Source organism: Moorella thermoacetica, from assembly GCF_001267405.1.
In the GTDB taxonomy this organism is placed as follows: domain Bacteria; phylum Bacillota; class DSM-521; order Neomoorellales; family Neomoorellaceae; genus Neomoorella; species Neomoorella thermoacetica.
Genome location: NZ_CP012369.1, coordinates 2203159 through 2218213 on the forward strand (window position 1 = coordinate 2203159; position 15055 = coordinate 2218213).

General features: G+C 54.0%; 26 protein-coding genes. 11 read left to right on the forward strand and 15 right to left on the reverse strand.

All coding sequences use genetic code 11. From position 1 onward, the window contains the following. Positions 1-107: 107 nt before the first annotated feature. Complete coding sequence (locus MOTHE_RS10935; RefSeq protein WP_053095113.1) at positions 108-866, forward strand: acyl-[acyl-carrier-protein] thioesterase; 759 nt, start codon at positions 108-110, stop codon at positions 864-866. Positions 867-930: 64 nt separating this feature from the next. Further along, complete coding sequence (locus tag MOTHE_RS13355; protein ID WP_155768229.1) at positions 931-1074, forward strand: hypothetical protein; 144 nt, start codon at positions 931-933, stop codon at positions 1072-1074. A gap of 124 nt (positions 1075-1198) precedes the next feature. Here MOTHE_RS13355 and MOTHE_RS10940 read toward each other — a convergent pair whose 3' ends face one another. Continuing rightward, on the reverse strand, positions 1199-1687 hold the full coding sequence (locus MOTHE_RS10940; RefSeq protein WP_011393692.1) for a flavin reductase family protein: 489 nt from the start codon (positions 1685-1687) through the stop codon (positions 1199-1201). Positions 1688-2040: 353 nt separating this feature from the next. Between MOTHE_RS10940 and MOTHE_RS10945 the strand changes: the two genes are divergently transcribed. Together MOTHE_RS10945 and MOTHE_RS10950 are read left to right on the forward strand one after the other, a co-directional pair. Further along, the gene (locus MOTHE_RS10945) at positions 2041-2310 is read left to right on the forward strand and encodes a type II toxin-antitoxin system Phd/YefM family antitoxin (RefSeq protein ID WP_053095114.1); all 270 of its coding nucleotides are present in this window, start codon (positions 2041-2043) and stop codon (positions 2308-2310) included. Next, positions 2307-2750, forward strand: coding sequence for a type II toxin-antitoxin system VapC family toxin (locus MOTHE_RS10950; RefSeq protein WP_011393694.1), 444 nt, complete (start codon positions 2307-2309; stop codon positions 2748-2750). The genes MOTHE_RS10945 and MOTHE_RS10950 overlap by 4 nt, the downstream gene beginning before the upstream one ends. An 88-nt stretch (positions 2751-2838) precedes the next feature. Here MOTHE_RS10950 and arsB read toward each other — a convergent pair whose 3' ends face one another. Beyond that, the gene (gene arsB, locus MOTHE_RS10955) at positions 2839-3903 is read right to left on the reverse strand and encodes an ACR3 family arsenite efflux transporter (RefSeq protein ID WP_053095115.1); all 1065 of its coding nucleotides are present in this window, start codon (positions 3901-3903) and stop codon (positions 2839-2841) included. An 89-nt stretch (positions 3904-3992) separates the two neighbouring features. Next, a complete protein-coding gene (locus MOTHE_RS10960; RefSeq protein WP_011393696.1) occupies positions 3993-4367 on the reverse strand; it encodes an ArsR/SmtB family transcription factor in 375 nt (124 codons plus the stop codon). A 200-nt stretch (positions 4368-4567) separates the two neighbouring features. Here MOTHE_RS10960 and MOTHE_RS10965 point away from each other — a divergent pair, with 200 nt between their 5' ends. Next, positions 4568-4780, forward strand: a complete 213-nt coding sequence (locus MOTHE_RS10965; protein ID WP_053095117.1) for a DUF5320 domain-containing protein — start codon at positions 4568-4570, stop codon at positions 4778-4780. Here the strand turns inward: MOTHE_RS10965 and MOTHE_RS10970 are convergent. Continuing rightward, a complete protein-coding gene (locus MOTHE_RS10970) occupies positions 4777-5187 on the reverse strand; it encodes a PadR family transcriptional regulator (RefSeq protein ID WP_011393697.1) in 411 nt (136 codons plus the stop codon). The genes MOTHE_RS10965 and MOTHE_RS10970 overlap by 4 nt on opposite strands. Positions 5188-5298: 111 nt before the next feature. Here MOTHE_RS10970 and MOTHE_RS10975 point away from each other — a divergent pair, with 111 nt between their 5' ends. Together MOTHE_RS10975 and MOTHE_RS10980 are read left to right on the forward strand one after the other, a co-directional pair. Then, complete coding sequence (locus MOTHE_RS10975; protein WP_011393698.1) at positions 5299-5781, forward strand: permease; 483 nt, start codon at positions 5299-5301, stop codon at positions 5779-5781. After that, the gene (locus MOTHE_RS10980) at positions 5778-6320 is read left to right on the forward strand and encodes a permease (RefSeq protein WP_053095118.1); all 543 of its coding nucleotides are present in this window, start codon (positions 5778-5780) and stop codon (positions 6318-6320) included. The genes MOTHE_RS10975 and MOTHE_RS10980 overlap by 4 nt, the downstream gene beginning before the upstream one ends. Before the next feature lie 4 nt (positions 6321-6324). Here MOTHE_RS10980 and MOTHE_RS10985 read toward each other — a convergent pair whose 3' ends face one another. The 9 genes from MOTHE_RS10985 to MOTHE_RS13725 form a co-directional block, all read right to left on the reverse strand. After that, positions 6325-6840: a (Fe-S)-binding protein gene (locus MOTHE_RS10985; protein WP_011393700.1), complete on the reverse strand. Its 516-nt coding sequence runs from the start codon at positions 6838-6840 to the stop codon at positions 6325-6327. Between the two features lie 98 nt (positions 6841-6938). Next, the gene (locus MOTHE_RS10990) at positions 6939-8090 is read right to left on the reverse strand and encodes an aminotransferase class V-fold PLP-dependent enzyme (protein WP_011393701.1); all 1152 of its coding nucleotides are present in this window, start codon (positions 8088-8090) and stop codon (positions 6939-6941) included. Positions 8091-8193: 103 nt separating this feature from the next. Beyond that, positions 8194-8526, reverse strand: coding sequence for a hypothetical protein (locus MOTHE_RS10995; RefSeq protein WP_011393702.1), 333 nt, complete (start codon positions 8524-8526; stop codon positions 8194-8196). Positions 8527-8529: 3 nt separating this feature from the next. After that, entirely contained in the window at positions 8530-8949 is a 420-nt protein-coding gene (locus MOTHE_RS11000) for a putative zinc-binding protein (protein ID WP_011393703.1), read from the reverse strand. 23 nt (positions 8950-8972) lie between these two features. Next, complete coding sequence (locus MOTHE_RS11005; RefSeq protein ID WP_011393704.1) at positions 8973-9395, reverse strand: putative zinc-binding protein; 423 nt, start codon at positions 9393-9395, stop codon at positions 8973-8975. Beyond that, positions 9382-10254 (reverse strand): glycine cleavage system protein GcvH, encoded by an 873-nt coding sequence (gcvH, locus tag MOTHE_RS11010; protein WP_053095119.1) that lies wholly within the window; start codon positions 10252-10254, stop codon positions 9382-9384. Before gcvH ends, MOTHE_RS11005 begins: the two co-directional genes overlap by 14 nt. Positions 10255-10256: 2 nt before the next feature. Continuing rightward, a complete protein-coding gene (locus tag MOTHE_RS11015; protein ID WP_011393706.1) occupies positions 10257-10544 on the reverse strand; it encodes a 4Fe-4S dicluster domain-containing protein in 288 nt (95 codons plus the stop codon). Beyond that, positions 10537-10914 carry a hypothetical protein gene (locus MOTHE_RS11020; RefSeq protein ID WP_011393707.1) on the reverse strand — a complete coding sequence of 126 codons (378 nt, stop codon included), beginning with the start codon at positions 10912-10914 and terminating at the stop codon, positions 10537-10539. Before MOTHE_RS11020 ends, MOTHE_RS11015 begins: the two co-directional genes overlap by 8 nt. A gap of 297 nt (positions 10915-11211) precedes the next feature. Then, on the reverse strand, positions 11212-11322 hold the full coding sequence (locus MOTHE_RS13725; protein WP_200901609.1) for an ArsR family transcriptional regulator: 111 nt from the start codon (positions 11320-11322) through the stop codon (positions 11212-11214). 38 nt (positions 11323-11360) lie between these two features. Between MOTHE_RS13725 and MOTHE_RS12975 the strand changes: the two genes are divergently transcribed. From MOTHE_RS12975 to MOTHE_RS13360, 3 genes are all read left to right on the forward strand, one after another. Further along, positions 11361-11576: an MFS transporter gene (locus MOTHE_RS12975; RefSeq protein WP_235551417.1), complete on the forward strand. Its 216-nt coding sequence runs from the start codon at positions 11361-11363 to the stop codon at positions 11574-11576. A 118-nt stretch (positions 11577-11694) separates the two neighbouring features. Next, positions 11695-12234, forward strand: coding sequence for an MFS transporter (locus MOTHE_RS11025; protein ID WP_071556378.1), 540 nt, complete (start codon positions 11695-11697; stop codon positions 12232-12234). Between the two features lie 23 nt (positions 12235-12257). Next, positions 12258-12407, forward strand: coding sequence for a hypothetical protein (locus tag MOTHE_RS13360; protein WP_158499119.1), 150 nt, complete (start codon positions 12258-12260; stop codon positions 12405-12407). Between the two features lie 126 nt (positions 12408-12533). Here the strand turns inward: MOTHE_RS13360 and MOTHE_RS13365 are convergent, their stop codons facing one another. After that, complete coding sequence (locus tag MOTHE_RS13365; protein ID WP_158499120.1) at positions 12534-12704, reverse strand: hypothetical protein; 171 nt, start codon at positions 12702-12704, stop codon at positions 12534-12536. A gap of 181 nt (positions 12705-12885) precedes the next feature. Here MOTHE_RS13365 and MOTHE_RS12980 point away from each other — a divergent pair, with 181 nt between their 5' ends. Further along, on the forward strand, positions 12886-14004 hold the full coding sequence (locus MOTHE_RS12980; protein ID WP_011393708.1) for a DUF2703 domain-containing protein: 1119 nt from the start codon (positions 12886-12888) through the stop codon (positions 14002-14004). 123 nt (positions 14005-14127) lie between these two features. Here the strand turns inward: MOTHE_RS12980 and MOTHE_RS11040 are convergent, their stop codons facing one another. Then, the gene (locus tag MOTHE_RS11040) at positions 14128-14979 is read right to left on the reverse strand and encodes a C40 family peptidase (RefSeq protein WP_162490096.1); all 852 of its coding nucleotides are present in this window, start codon (positions 14977-14979) and stop codon (positions 14128-14130) included. Between the last annotated feature and the right edge of the window lie 76 nt (positions 14980-15055).

The window sequence follows — 15055 nt, forward strand, 5'->3', positions numbered from 1 at the left end:
ATACCGGCCTGTTAATTTTTCCATTAATGGTGCCGCCTGAGGCCATCTGTTTGTTGTACAGGTAGTCCCGGGGGCGATTATGTGCTACAATAGACCTGGTGATTGCCATGCCAACCAGCACCTACCAGAGAGATTACGAAGTGCGCTATTATGAAACTAATTTTTTGCTTGAGGCCTCACCAGTAACTATTCTGGGTTACCTGGAAGAAACAGCCACTTTACATTCAGAAACAGCAGGCATAGGGATTAATAAGTTAAAAGCTGCCGGCCGGGGCTGGGTTGTCTATCGCTATCACCTGCAGATGGAGCGCTATCCCCGCTGGCGGGAACATATCACCATAACCACCTGGGTGGAGAATTTCCAGCGCTGCTTCGCCCACCGTGACTTTTATATCCACGACGCCGGGGGAAACCTCATTGGCCGGGCCGCATCGGTCTGGGTCTTCCTGGATATACACAAAAAGAAACCCCTGCGCATACCACCACAGGTAACCGGAGCCTACGGCCTTTACCCGGAAGTAGCCGTCCCCGGCGTCTTCACCGACCTGCCGTCCCTGGAAAAACCGGCGACAGCCGGGGAATTCACCGTCCGGATGGCCGACCTGGATACTAATCATCATGCCAATAACAAGAGGTATATCGGCTGGATCCTGGAGGGTGTCCCCCTGGAGGTCCACCGGACGGCCTTCCCGGCTACCATTGAAGTCTTATATAAAAAAGATGCCCGCTACGGTGAGCATATCCACTGCGAATGCCAGGAAATACCGGCCGTAGAGGGCGACAGGTGTTACCTCCACCGTCTCTCCTGTCCTGAAAGGGATCTGGAGCTGACCCTGGCCCGGACCACCTGGCGGAAACGGCGTTAGCCGTCTGCACGGAGTGAGGGGGCAAGGGACATGGGTGCCGACCTGGAGTTAAGGCTGGTCCACGATGGCCAGCGATGGCCGATGGCAAGCTCACTGCCAGCGACCGCACCCACGGCGAGTTGAAGCAAAACTTAAAAAAGCCCTGGCCCGCAGCGGCGCCTACCTGGAACGTTTAATGGCCATTGATACTGCCGGCATCTTCGTCTAAAAATACAGCCCTGCAGCAACCCCAAAGCTGCAGGGCTTTTATTATACTGTTATTTCCAGACGGGCGTTAAACGACTCCCTGCCAGCCGAGCTCGGTCCGCCACCCGGTGGACGAAGCCCGGTCCCTATCGGCCCCAGTGGGTGATATTATGTTCGTAATAAAGAAGGGGTTTTTTATCACTGTTGACCTGGGCCGCTACCACCTGGCCGGTAATAATGATATGATCGCCGCTCTGGAAGCGATTACTCACTTTACACTCCAGGTTGGCCAGGGCGTCTTTCACCCCCGGTGTGGTAACTACCGCCGACGGCACGGTAGCCAGGCCCAGTTCCTTGATTTTATCGACGTCTCTGCCTGAATGGCTACCGCAGAAGACGGCGATTTTCTCCTGATCATCAGCCAGAATGGAGAGGACAAACTCTCCGGCGGCATCCAGGAGTTCCAGCACGTAGCGGTTGGGGTGAAGGGCCACCATTACCTGGGGCGGGTTGGACGACTCCTGGCTAAACCAGGCCACAGTGGTCAGATCGTGCTTTTCCCCCTGTTTCACCCCTACCAGGCCGCAAGGGCAGGTGATCTTGCCCAGGGCGCGGGAAATTTCGGCAGTGCTCATGAAACCAACTCCTTTCAAATAGCTTCGCTTTTATTATACCCCATTTTCCACCACAACATCATGGGATGGACTGCAAAACAGGTTGCCGGTACCTCCGTCGTATTTGCCCCGCCAAAGGCCGTGCAGGCAAATGACTACGGTAAAGGTGTTAGTTACCGGGGAACTAGAAACATATGTGACGGCCGCTCATTGATGGCCCATTCGTCTTTAAACAGCATAGTAATCACATCAGGTGTTCGACCATACTGCTAATTCGATACCGGTAGAGGATGAAAACGGCAGAGGAATAACATGGCAATATATTGAAAGGTAGTCTCGCCGGCGCTATAATATGACCACATGGAGGTGGAAAAATGGAACAGATCGGTATTAGAAAGATGAAGGCATCCATGAGCCAGTATATCAAGCGAGTTAAAGAAGGGGAAACCCTGATTATTACCGTTCGTGGCCGTCCTGTGGCCAGGCTGGTGCCGATAGAAAATAAACTACCCTCCGGTATTACTACCATGTTAGATAAAGGCCTGGCATCGTGGGCTGGCGGCAAGCCACTAGGAACCAAACAATATTTGCCAATTAAAAAAGGCTTTTCCATTGCCCAAATAGTAGAGGAAGATCGCCGGTGATATCTTACCTTGATACCAGCGCCCTGGTGAAGCTGTATATTTATGAGGAAGGCACCCCGGAGGTCAAAGAACTCGCGGCCAATTCCCTCATTGTGGCTACCTGTAAAATTGCCTACGCTGAAGCAAGAGCCGCCCTGGCCCGCGGTCACCGGGAAAGAGCTCTCGATGATGCAGTATATACCCAAGCCGTTACAGCTCTCAAGGATGATTGGCGTAATTACTTCGCCATAGAAGTATCCGACGCCTTGATAGATAAGGCCGGAGAGTTAGCAGAACGGCATCAACTGCGTGGTTTTGATGCCGTTCATTTGGCAGCAGTATTGATGTTAAAGCAACAGGTAAAGGATAATATAACCGTAGCTTGCTGGGATAAAAAGTTCTGGCAGGCCTTGAAGGCCAATAACTTTACCTTATTACCAGAGGAGCTTCCCGGCGCCTGACCTTTGCCCGGTCGACATCTCAATGGAGCAGGTCCGGGGGGTAGCCAGGCTCCGATTTCCCGAGACCTCATAACTTTTTTAGCTTTCTCTATCCCCCTACGCCGTAATATCGCCGCTGGAAACCCAGGGCGACGTTCACCAGGCCGATCATCACTGGCACCTCAATTAAGGGCCCGATGACCGCTGCGAAGGCCTGGCCGGAATTAATGCCGAAGACGGCCACGGCCACGGCGATGGCCAGCTCAAAATTATTGCTGGCGGCCGTAAAGGAGAGGGTCGTGGTTTGCTCGTAGTTGACCCCCAGGCGCATGCTGACGAAAAATGAAATGAGAAACATAATAACAAAGTAGCAGATCAGGGGTACAGCGATCCTGACTACATCCATGGGTAACGAAACGATATACTGGCCTTTCAGGGAAAACATGACCACAATAGTAAATAGCAGGGCGATTAAAGCCAGGGGGCTGATTTTGGGGACAAAGGTTTTCTCATACCATTCTTTGCCCCTGGCCGGTATGAGGGTAAAACGGGTAAACACCCCGGCCAGGAAGGGGATGCCCAGGTAGATGGCCACGCTGGTGGCCACCTCGCCGATAGAAACGTGGACTTTCATTCCTTGAAAACCCAGCCAGGAAGGTAGCAGGGTGATGAAAATATAGGCGTAAATTGAATAAAAGATAACCTGGAAGATGGAGTTCAAGGCCACCAGGGCGGCGGCGTACTCGGCGTCGCCCCGGGCCAGGCTGTTCCAGATGATGACCATGGCGATGCAGCGCGCCAGGCCGATTAAAATGAGGCCGGCCATGTATTCCGGATAATTGTGCAAAAAGAGAATGGCCAGGACAAACATCAGGATGGGACCGATAATCCAGTTCTGGATAAGGGATAAGGCCATAACTTTGCCGTTGCGGAATACCTTGCCCAGTTCCTCGTACTTGACCTTGGCCAGGGGCGGGTACATCATGACGATAAGGCCGATGGCGATGGGGATGGAAGTTGTGCCCACAGACATTTTATTCAGAGCATCCGCTACCCCGGGCACCATATAACCCAGGCCCACGCCCAGGGCCATGGCCAGGAAGATCCACAGGGTCAAAAAGCGATCCAGGAGGGATAACCTGGCCACGGGTTGATAATTATTTACTGGTGCCATTAACTGAAATCCTCCTTCTTATCCTTTCTTTGCTACGTTAGTACGAAAATAGCCCTATTTTCATAAACGCGCCCTAACAGTTGCCGTCTTTACTTATACCTCTTCCGGGGCGGGCGGCAGGCAACCTTGGGGTTTTCCAGGAGCTGCTGCAGCTTATCGTAGTCGGCAGTAAACTCTTTCTTTTCCGCCAGGGGTACATCCAGGTAGGCCAGCCAGCTCTGAAGGACCGCGGCCAGTTTTTCTTTTTTCAAGTGGTAAAATACCCACTGGCTCACTTTTTCCTCCCAGACCAGGTCCGCTTCCTTCAGGACCCGCAGGTGCTGGGAGATAGCTGGCTGGGTGATGCCCAAAATCTCTTCCAGCTCGCAGACGCACAGTTCCTGTTCGGCCAGCAGGGCGATAATCCGCAGCCGCAAATGCTGGCCCAGGGCTTTAAAAGCCTTTTCCCACTCCTTCAATGTCACCCCCTTCACCTCCATATATAAGTAATTAATTATATTATATTAAAATTAAAGGCTTTGTCAAGAAAATTCAAGGGGGCCGCCGTAAGTTTTGCCGGTTGACCAATACCCCTTGACACAGGCATTGACCGGTAGTATCATGTAATTAGCCTATATATGTTAACGACATATATAGGCTAATTAAAAAGGAGGGGAAAAGGAAAATGTGTAGCTCTGCCACTTACAGTCATAACCGTTGCCATGCTTGGGGCCCGCAGGGGGGAGGCTGCTGCCACAATCATCACGCCGGCGGCTTCCGCCGCCACTTTTTAACCGCCGCGGAGAAAAAAGACCGGCTGGAAGAGTATCTCAAGGAACTGCAGGCCGAAGTAAAAGCCGTGGAGGAAAGGCTGAAGGAACTGGGTGAAGGGGCTTAATACCCCTTCGCCACATCCGTGTCGTGCCCGCTAAAAAGTTTTTCATATCGCGCCAGGAAAGTTTCCAGGGCGGCTTTATTGCGCCGGATGGTCACCGCCCAGTCATGGAGGTAATCTACCCCTTCCGGGGTTATCTCATACCGGCGCCGGGCCGGTCCCGGGCCGCCGGTCGACCAGTGGGACCGTACCAGGCCGTCTTCCTCCAGGCGGCGTAAGTTGCGGTAAACAGCCCCGGCATCAGGGACGCCTTCCCATAATCCCAGCCGGTTCATGCTTTCCATCAGCTCGTAACCGTGGGTGGATTTCTCATAGAGCAGCAACAATAAGCAGGGCTGCAAAAAGCCTTCCATGCGGGCGCCGCGACAGTCGCAGCGACTGTGATGCCCGCCGGACCCATGACCGCACATGGGCTCACTCCCTATCTGCTAATTACATATGTGTGTTAATATACAGTAATAGGATAAACCAATAATTCCATCCCGTCAACAAGACGCTATAACCCCTAAAGGAGAGATGCCATGTTTACCCTGCTTCTTTACCTGCTGGCCTTGAGCGGGCTGTTAATTTCTTTCGGGAAAGACCGGCATAAAACCCGGCTGGCTTTAATCAAGGGGTGGAAGGCCTTTACCAACATCTTGCCTGACTTTGCTGTCGTCCTGGCCTTGATAGGGATTATGTTGACCCACCTGTCACCTCATACCATTGCCGCCCTGGTGGGCAAAAACAGCGGCTTCCCGGGCATGCTGGCAAGCTCCATAGTTGGCTCCATCACCCTCATACCCGGTTTTGTTGCCTTCCCCTTGGCCAAATCCCTGTTGGACCGAGGGGCAGGTATCATGCAAATGGCCGTCTTTGTTTCGACCCTGATGATGGTGGGGGTTGTAACCGCTCCCCTGGAAAGCAGGTATTTCGGTAAAAAAGAAACTATCCTCCGCAATTCTTTGAGCTATGTATTTTCCTTTATCGTGGCTATTATCATCGGGATGGTGGTGGGAGCGTGAACTTACTTAACTTAATTAAGACTTACCATTACTTTTTACTAATTATCTTCTTTGATGTGGTAATAACCGTCTTTTATCCCGGCACAGGCTTAGCAATTTTTAAATACACCGCCGGTAACTTTGCCGAAATGCTCTCCATTATCCCGCCGATTTTTCTTCTCCTGGGCCTCTTAGATGTCTGGGTACCGCGGGAAACGATTATCCGCTACTTGGGTGAAGGATCCGGCTTAGAGGGCATTGTCCTAAGCATAGTACTGGGGGCGGCCGCCGCCGGGCCACTCTACGGCGCCTTCCCGGTGGCCGCCGTCATGGCGAAGAAAGGCACCAAATACAGCAACATTATTATTTTCCTCTGTTCCTGGTCGACTTTAAAAATCCCCATGTTCCTGTTTGAAATGTCAGCCCTGGGCATAAAGTTCGCCCTAACCCGCTGGCTGGTCAATATCCCCGGGATACTGGCGATTGCTTATATTATCGACCGCCTCATCGGAGAGGAAAACAAAGCGGAATTCTACCGGCGGCAGATGGCAAATCTATAACGGCTTACCCCAGCATCCCCTGCAGGGCGTTGAAGCGTTCACTATTTTCCTCCTCCGCCAGGGGCGGGCAATCCGCCAGAGTGTTTTCACCGCTCAGCAATCTGGCGGCAAAAGCCAGGCAGGTCAACTGGCCGCATCGGCGGCAGTTAGTCCCGGGCAGCCATTTGTATATTTTGAGCGCTGTGGGCCTATCCTTTTTGGCGAAGGAAGGCTGGATTTCCTTTTGCCGCCGGTGGGTATCGTTGATTAAATCCTTGAGCCAATCCAGCACCTGGAGGGCGTCCGTCATATTGACCGCTTTGGCCATGGTAAGCTTGCGGGGGTAAAGGGTAATTAAGCGGAATTCTTTCAAAAAGGTCAAGTTTTTAGTGTAATGGTTATATACGGCATTTTTAATCACGGTATTGAGGTAAGGTAATAACTCCTCAATATCCTGGCTCAAAACCGCCTGCAGGCGGATCTTTTCCGCATCGGCCAGGCAGGTTTCCACTTTGGTGACGTCAATCATTTCCAGAAACACGGGTGCCGCCTCCCATATTTCTAATATTGCCTAAATCCTGCACCATAAGAAATGGAAAGAAATGCTCGGGCCTTATGATAACAAGTACTCTCAATACTTCAGCTTGTTAATTCTACAATTTCCCTTACCGCCGTTAAAAAGGCGTCTATCTCTTCCGTGGTATTAAAATAACTTACGCTGGCCCGCACCGTTCCCCGCTCCAGAGTGCTTATGGTTTTATGGGCCAGAGGCGCGCAGTGCAGGCCCACCCGGACCATAATTTCGTGGCCCTCGTCCAGGGCGTAGGCTACCTCTTCCGGGGCCAGTTCTTTAATGTTAAAGGAAACCACGCCCACCTTGGGTGCCGTTTCCCTCGGACCATAGACGGTCACCGCAGGTAACTCTTCCAGCCCGGCCAGCATCCTGGCCGTCAGAACCTCCTCGTGGGAACGGATCCGGCTGATCCCCTGGTTGAGGACATATTCCACAGCGGCTTTAAGGCCGGCAATGCCGACAACATTCAGCGTCCCGGCCTCGAAGCGATCCGGCAGGCCCTCAGGCATGTACTCCAGGCGGGACACCGAACCGGTACCCCCTTCCTTCAGGGGACGCAGATCGAAACCGGGACGTATATAGAGGCCGCCGGTACCCATGGGTCCGAGCAGGCCTTTGTGACCGGTAAAGGCCAGGAAATCGATATCCAGTTCCTGGACATCTATGGGATATACTCCGGCTGTCTGGGCGGTGTCCAGCAGGACAGGCACCTCGTGCCGGTGGGCTGCGGCAGTAATTGCCTGCACCGGCATCACCGTTCCCGTAACATTGGAGGCATGGGTGCAGGCCAGCAGGCGCGTTTCCTTACGGAAGGCCGCATCCAGCTCTGGCAGTAGCAGTTCGCCGTCTTCCCGGCAGGGCACCACGGTAATGCTTATCCCGCGCTCCTTCTCCAGGGTTTTCAAACAGCGCCAGACGGCATTATGTTCCATAGCCGTAGTAATGACATGATCGCCGGGGTTCAACCAGCCCTTGAGGGCCAGGTTGATGGCCTCAGTGGCATTGGCGGTAAAAACGATGCGGGTGGCGTCATTAATGTTAAATAACTTCCCCAGTAGCCGCCGGCACTGGAAGACTATCTCTTCCGCCGCCAGGGCGCGTCGGTAGCCGCCCCTGCCGGCGCTGGCTCCTATATTCTTCATAAAATGCTCCATGGCCTGCCAGACCGCCGGCGGCTTGGGAAAGGTAGTGGCGGCGTTATCCAGGTAAATGGCCACTATTTACACCCCCTACCAGGGCATTCTTATTCGGCCTCAACTTTTTTCCGGAATCTGATAAGGGGGGGATAACTTACTATCCTCCCTGTCCGACCCCGGACAACTAAGCAAGAATATTTCCTACTTCTTTTATTATCTCCTCGCAGGGAATATCACCGGCATAGCGGGGCGTGCCGTCGACCACCACCAGGGGCGCCGGGTAAGGGCCGTTAGTAAGGGCCCGCAGCTCTGACGGCACCTGATCCCGGGGTACTGCCCGGAGGTCGATGTAAACAGCCTCCGCCTGCCCGGCGAACTTTTCCTCAAGCTGCTGCTGCAACTCGCCAACCTGCTTTTTAATCGCCGCCGTGGTCATGGCCGCACCGCCGCCACAACCGCAACCGCAGCCACCCCCGCTACTCGGGTAATCATAAATCTCCACCTTAACTTTAGCCATTGTTTACTCCTCCCGGTTAATTTTATCGACTTGCTCCAAGATAGCTGCCGCCACCTGGTCGACCATGGCTTTTTGCTCCGCTGTAAGCTCCCCGGTAGATAACGTCCCCTCGCCGAGCTTTTCCCCGGCACTGAAGTCCGTAACCACCACCTTGCCGCTTACCGGCCCGCTCAGGGCTTCGGTGGCCTTTAAAGCGCAACATTTTTCGCACCCGTCGATGGTTATCGTGGGATAATCACGGGCGAAGTTGCGCTCTTCCTCGCCACCGGCCATAAACAGAGGCAGGCAAATAGTTACGAAATTATAGCCCGGCCTGATGGACCGCAGCACCTTCTGGGTGGCCAGGCGGGAAATGGTCCCCCCGGGGCAGGCCTCGCCGCTGCAGGAAATCAGGCCGATGGATAATTTTCCTTCTTCACTCATGCTTTCTCCTCCCCAACAGGCGTTTATTGCTCCTCTCCGGCGTCATACCAGCGATCGACTTTACCGGCCAGGTCGGCAGCCAGCTCGTCGGCAATCTGCCACCCTGCCGCCGTCAGATGGGCGGCCGTGCCGGCATCGACGCCCCGGTGGTTGCGAAAAGCGTCCACGGCGCGGATCATTTCCACCACCCGGCCGCCGGCGTGCTCGACATTCTTGGCCGCGCAGAGCTTCGGGCAGCCGTCCACGGTAATGCACCTGGCGCCGGCGATCTCCTTCCTGGCCTCATTGTCGCCATAAACCAGAAGGGCCAGGCACATGGTCGCCGCTTTATCGGGCCGCAGCTCTTTTACAGTCTTCAGTACTGCTTCCCGGCCCAGGAGGCCGTACATCTTGCCGATACCGCTGCAGGGGATGACGTAAACTTTGCGGGAGCTATTTACTGGCATTGAAATCAGCCACCTTTTCCTTTAATACTTCCATATAGCGCCGCCCGTCCAGTAAAAATTCGCGGTCAGCCTCAAAATTGGTCAGTTCCAGTTCGGTAATCCAGCCCTTTTCATAGGGGTTTTCATTGATGAGTTCCGGCGCCTCTAGGATGGCTTCATTAACGGCCACCACCCTGCCTGTAACCGGGGAAACCAGTTCATAAACCGCTTTGGCCGACTCGATGGTACCCATTTCGCCGAATTGCTCCACTTCCGTACCCGGATCGGGGGGCGTGACAAAGGTAATATCGGAAAGGTTTTGCTGCAGGTAGTCGCTGATGCCTACGCGGCCCCTGTTCCCCTCTACTTGCACCCAGCAGTCGTTCTCGTTGAAGTAAAAGCCTTCCAGGGGTACCCGGAAGATAAACTTATCGTGGCGATGGATGGCGTATTCCAGCGGGCCGGCAAAAAGGCCGGCGTTTTCTCCCGGCGCCCGGCCGGCTTCCTGTTCCCTGAGTACAGGCTGCCAGGACCGCCAGACATCCTCCACGAAGGCCGCCGCCCCTGCCCCCACCCGCCAGTCCGGGCCGGGGTTATAATCCCTCTTTTTAGCTTCTTCGGTCATAGTTATCTTGCGGTAAATCTTCAGGTTATTGTTGGCGGCAATCCGGCTGGCGCAACGGGTGGCGCAGCCGTCGATAACCACCAGGCTACCTTCCCGGAGAAGAGAAGCATAACGGGACGGCGCCGTCTGGTAAAGCACCGGGCAGATAATCTCGCTCCCGGTGGCCGCCGCCATTTTCAGGGCCAGTTCCCGGGCCAGGCAGCCGGCTTCTTTATCCAGGCCGTTACAGGGCAAGATAACATACTTTGCAGTCACGGCTATTTACCCCCTTCTTCCTGGCGCAGGGCCTTGATTGCTTCCAGGACCCGGGATTTTTCGGGAAAGGAAATGGCATCCGGCCCGCAGGTCTTGGCGCAGGCACGGCAAAAAACGACGCAGTTTGTGGGATTGGCCACGATAAGCCGCGGCTCTTCCTCCCGGATTTCATATACCTGGTGGGGACAGAATTTAGCGCACTCCAGGCAGTAGTTGCACCTGGTATAATCAATCACCGGCGCCCAGGTAATCTTTTCCCGCGGCACGCCCATAAAGGTGTTTTCAGCCATTGGCCTGCGCCTCCCAATCCGCCAGGGCGTCGGCCACTTTCTGAAATGCTTCCTCGGTGGTCAGGTCGCGGATGTCCAGGGGGTAAAAATCGGTCTTTAAATCCATACCGGCTGCCGCCAGGGCGTCCCGGAACATTTTATTCTGCATGTTGGGGGCACAGGCGGCAATCATGACCTTGCGATGGGCCTTGAGGAAGTCGGCCAGGAAGCGGTCACCGTCCTCCTCGCATAACTGGGGGTGGATAAAACCGTACTCCACTGGCAGCTCGACCCGCACCCGGTTAATAAAGTCCCAGATGTCCATCTTGGCAAACCCCGGGCACTTGCCGGTGCAGACGCACATGATTAAACCCGGCTTTTTTTCAGACATATTTGTTTCTCCTTTCCTTTAGCTTCTCCGGCAGTTTGTTCCGTTTATCTCTTGATGGGTTTATTATATAACTTTATACTTATTTGTCAAGGTTATTATATACGATTTTACTAATATAATAAGTGCATTCTTCTCCATTTCATTTTCCTCCCTTTGCTTTATTTAATCCCTCCATGAGCGCCATAGTTTCAGCAATCTCCCAATATCTCCCGCCAAGTCTAATAAAGTAATTATCCGGGGGTCCTTGATACGGTAAATCACCCGTAAACCCTCTTTGGTGGCCTCGACGATGTCCTGCTAGCGCAGGACAGCGAGATGCTGGGAAATGTTGGGCTGATCCAGCTCCAGTTCAGCAATTAGCTCGCAAACGCAACGCTCGCCATGGCGCAAAAGATCTATAACCCGCACCCGGCCTGCCGACCATTGCCAACTATTTTAAAACTAATATCAATTCCGTCCAGTGGGTTACCTCCGTCTACCTGTTGACCATGTCCGCCCTGCTCTTGATCTTCGGTATCATGGCAGACGCTTACGGCCGCCGCCGTATTTATAACGCCGGTTACTTTGTCATCACCATTTTCACCCTCTTTTGCGCCTTTGCCACCAGCATCGGGATGCTCATCTTTTTCCGGGTGTTACAGGCTGTAGGCGGGTCGCGATAACAGCCTGTTTTTGATTTTTTACGAACGCCGCCGCGCCAATGCCATACTTGATTTCCAGCTCTTTAACAACTGAACCTTTACCTCGTCGATCATAGCTGCCCTGGTATCTTTTATTACCATGTACTCGCCGACTGTTTTGATACCCTTTTTCTACCAGAAAGTGCTGGGCTTTACTCCCCAGAAGGCCGGTTTCTTAATGATGGCTTTCCTGGCGGCCATGGCCATTACCGCCTCTTTCAGCGGCTGGCTTTCCGATAAAATCGGTTATGTACTCTTAACCACCAGCGGGCTGGTATTGAACGGCCTGGCCCTGGTGGCCCTGGCCAACATCAACCTGCAAACGCCCTTAACCTTGATAATCATTTATATCGCCGTTATGGGCACCTCCCTGGGGATGTTCCAATCCCCGAACAATAGCTGCGTTACGGGCAGCGTGCCTAAGAACAAACTTGGTGCCGCCACGGGTATCAGCCAGTTAATCAAGAATTTAGGTATGGTCATCGGTATAACTTTTTCCGTAGCCATCTTCAGTTCGCGAATGGCCGGCATGCCCGTTGAATACAACCAGGCGTTTGTCAAAAGTATGGGTTTTGTCTATTACCTGGCAGCCGTTTTAAGTTTTGCCGGGGCCGTTATTTCCTCCCGGCGTAGTAAATAAATTACTTCAAAGGTAGGACAATCATGACGCAACAGGAAAATTGGTACCTGCCCTACATGGATAAAAAAGTAAAGGGCATTGAAGTGGTGGAACGCCCGGCACCGGTGGCTGTTTTTTACTGTGCCGGGGCCTCAAATGTGGGCCAGAATACGGTGTTGGGCAGTTCTACCTAAAATTTATTGAACCTGCTCGCATTTCCATCGCCTTACGGCCAATAGGATGCCGCCCTGGCAAAACGGCGGAAGGACCGCAATATTTTCACGAGGTGGCTGATTGAAATAACCTGCTGACTCACTTTCCTACCTTTCTGGTTGCATCAGTACCCCCGCCAGGCAAGGAATCTTTTTGGGTATCTTGGGAGCGATTTTCTGTAATACAAATTCCAGCGCCTCTCCGGCATCTTTATCCAGGCAGATGCGTTGCAGCATTAGCTGCTCTTCCTCATTGAGGGCAATAAGAACTTTACCCATAATACCCACTCCTTTGCTTAAAAATTGGCTTATTTTTATTTTCCTATAAATACGGTTTAACAACAACATTATAGCTCGCTTACTCACCTGGATAAATAACTTGATCCCATCAGCCGGGTACCATATAATACAAGCAGAGGCATTGCCCCTCTATGTATAGAGGCTAAAGGTAGTGGCAAAAATGAATTATACTGATCGCGAGTACTGGAACGGTATCATCAAGATGTGCCTCTCGAAGTTTTTCATCCTGCGGGTTCTCTACACCCAGCCCATGCACGGCTACGAGATAGCCCGCACCGTAGCCCAGGTCACCAGGGGGTGCTGCACGCCCACTGAAGGGACGATTTACCCGGTACTCAGGGAGTTCGAGGAGGGCGGCTATGTCACTTCTTCCCTTGAGATAGCCGGGGGCCGGGAGCGCAAAGTCTATACCCTTACGCCAAAAGGGCAGGAGGCCTTCCGCGTGGCTGTAGAGGCCTGGAAGGAGGTTACCGGCTACATTTTAGAGGCGGTAAAGTTAGAGGATTATGCAAGCACAAGGAGGCGCTGTATTATGGCAGGAGCGAAAGGTATACTTTCCAACTTTTCTGGCCTGCGGGAAGGCAACTGCTATTCCGTTCGCAACGAGGAAATCCCCATAGGACAATGCCGTACCGCCGCTAGCAGTTGTAGCTGCGGGAGTTCTTTACCGGGCAGTTTCGACAAAGAAGAGGGGGGAGAAATAGGGATATCGCCCGATACCCAGGCGTCCCAGCGTTCCCTCGACATCGAGTTTCTCTACCTGGACCTTGATTCCTGCACCAGGTGCGGTGGAACGGCCCGCAACCTGGAAGAGGCCCTCAACGAAGTGGCAGGGGTCTTACAGGCTACCGGGATCCAGGTCAACCTGCACAAGATCCACGTCCAGTCGGAAGAACAGGCCCTGGCCCTGGGATTTGTCAGTTCGCCTACCATCCGCATCAACGGGCGGGACATCCAGCTCGACGTCAGGGAAAGCCTCTGCGAATCCTGCGGCGAGATTTGCGGCGAGGATGTGGACTGCCGCGTCTGGGTGTACCAGGGGAAGGAATATACCGAAGCTCCCAAGGGTATGATTATTGAGGCCATCCTGAAGCACGTTTACGGGGGTGGAAATGAAAGCCCGGCAGAAAGGGAAACACTGCAGGAGCTGCCCGATAATTTAAAGCGCTTCTTTGCGGCCAGGCGTAAGAAAGAAGAAGGTGGAGCCGGCCGCAAGCCCGCGCCGGAACCCCAAGACAGTTGCTGCGGCATTTCTCCCTTATCTAAATGCTGCAAGTAACGCATCTAAGTGGCTGCATGGCAGGGCCACGGGCAACATTCAGCCCGTGGTCCTGCCATGCAGCTTGATATTATTTATGATACAGCAACATGCCGGTTTGAGTTCCAGCTACCAGGCCCCATATCACGGCAGGTACCGGCGGGCGCCCAGATACCCGGCGCTAAAAGAGGGCTCATCCAGGCGGCTGACAACCACCCCCTGGCGGGAACGTGAGTTTAAAAACTGCCCGTTGCCTGTATAGATACCAACGTGGGTAGGCTGCGTTCCGCCACTGGTATTAAAAAAGACCAGATCGCCGGGCTGCAGGTCTTTCCGGGCTACAGGCCGGCCGACTTTAAACTGCAGGTCGGCATCCCGGGGCAGCTTAACGCCGTTTAAGAAATAGGCTATATAGGTCAGGCCGGAGCAGTCGATACCGTAGAGGCTGACCCCACCCCACAGGTAGGCCACCCCCTCCAACCGTTCGGCCACCTTAATCACGTCCGAACCGGAACGCTTATCCGTTAATTGACCCCCGGGCCAGAGGTCGACTTCCTGCCGGCTAAGCCAGGCTGGCGGGCGGCCCGGCAGCCAGACCTCCAGCCAATCCTCCTTTTGCGCCAGCAGGGGCAGGTCAGTGCCCAGCAAGGCCTCCCCGGCTTGAGCATCGCTCCCCGGCTCCTTGTATAATATGGCCCTGGGCACCCTGACGGCCACCAGGTCCCGGGCCAGCGGGGGCGTCACCCTGACCAGGTTCCCCTTTTGCAACCAGCCGATGTAACCATCAGGCACCTGACCCTGGAGCCATTCGCCTTCGTCCCGCAGGAGTTTTACCTCATCCCCCAGGAGTGCCTGGGTAACCCGTTCGGCGCCCTGATCCGGGTTAGCCCGCACGTCAGCCACCGCTACCCCCACATACCAGCTTTCCGCCCGGGGAGTTGTCGCCCCGGGGGGAAGTTGTACCGGTGGCGGCAACCTTTTCGCCTGCCTGCTCAACAGGAATCCCCCTGCTATAACCATGGCCAGAGCTATAATAAAATAATAGATGCTTATATAACGCCCACCCTTAAAC

Excerpts from the sequence above, each read along its gene's own strand:
- MOTHE_RS10935 (WP_053095113.1), top strand. The coding sequence starts at position 108 with ATGCCAACCAGCACCTACCAGAGAGATTACGAAGTGCGCTATTATGAA.
- MOTHE_RS13355 (WP_155768229.1), top strand. The coding sequence starts at position 931 with ATGGCCAGCGATGGCCGATGGCAAGCTCACTGCCAGCGACCGCACCCA.
- MOTHE_RS10940 (WP_011393692.1), bottom strand. The coding sequence starts at position 1,687 with ATGAGCACTGCCGAAATTTCCCGCGCCCTGGGCAAGATCACCTGCCCT.
- MOTHE_RS10945 (WP_053095114.1), top strand. The coding sequence starts at position 2,041 with ATGGAACAGATCGGTATTAGAAAGATGAAGGCATCCATGAGCCAGTAT.
- arsB (WP_053095115.1), bottom strand. The coding sequence starts at position 3,903 with ATGGCACCAGTAAATAATTATCAACCCGTGGCCAGGTTATCCCTCCTG.
- MOTHE_RS10965 (WP_053095117.1), top strand. The coding sequence starts at position 4,568 with ATGTGTAGCTCTGCCACTTACAGTCATAACCGTTGCCATGCTTGGGGC.
- MOTHE_RS10970 (WP_011393697.1), bottom strand. The coding sequence starts at position 5,187 with ATGTGCGGTCATGGGTCCGGCGGGCATCACAGTCGCTGCGACTGTCGC.
- MOTHE_RS10975 (WP_011393698.1), top strand. The coding sequence starts at position 5,299 with ATGTTTACCCTGCTTCTTTACCTGCTGGCCTTGAGCGGGCTGTTAATT.
- MOTHE_RS10995 (WP_011393702.1), bottom strand. The coding sequence starts at position 8,526 with ATGGCTAAAGTTAAGGTGGAGATTTATGATTACCCGAGTAGCGGGGGT.
- MOTHE_RS11000 (WP_011393703.1), bottom strand. The coding sequence starts at position 8,949 with ATGAGTGAAGAAGGAAAATTATCCATCGGCCTGATTTCCTGCAGCGGC.
- MOTHE_RS11005 (WP_011393704.1), bottom strand. The coding sequence starts at position 9,395 with ATGCCAGTAAATAGCTCCCGCAAAGTTTACGTCATCCCCTGCAGCGGT.
- MOTHE_RS11015 (WP_011393706.1), bottom strand. The coding sequence starts at position 10,544 with ATGGCTGAAAACACCTTTATGGGCGTGCCGCGGGAAAAGATTACCTGG.
- MOTHE_RS11020 (WP_011393707.1), bottom strand. The coding sequence starts at position 10,914 with ATGTCTGAAAAAAAGCCGGGTTTAATCATGTGCGTCTGCACCGGCAAG.
- MOTHE_RS11025 (WP_071556378.1), top strand. The coding sequence starts at position 11,695 with ATGTACTCGCCGACTGTTTTGATACCCTTTTTCTACCAGAAAGTGCTG.
- MOTHE_RS13360 (WP_158499119.1), top strand. The coding sequence starts at position 12,258 with ATGACGCAACAGGAAAATTGGTACCTGCCCTACATGGATAAAAAAGTA.
- MOTHE_RS13365 (WP_158499120.1), bottom strand. The coding sequence starts at position 12,704 with ATGGGTAAAGTTCTTATTGCCCTCAATGAGGAAGAGCAGCTAATGCTG.
- MOTHE_RS12980 (WP_011393708.1), top strand. The coding sequence starts at position 12,886 with ATGAATTATACTGATCGCGAGTACTGGAACGGTATCATCAAGATGTGC.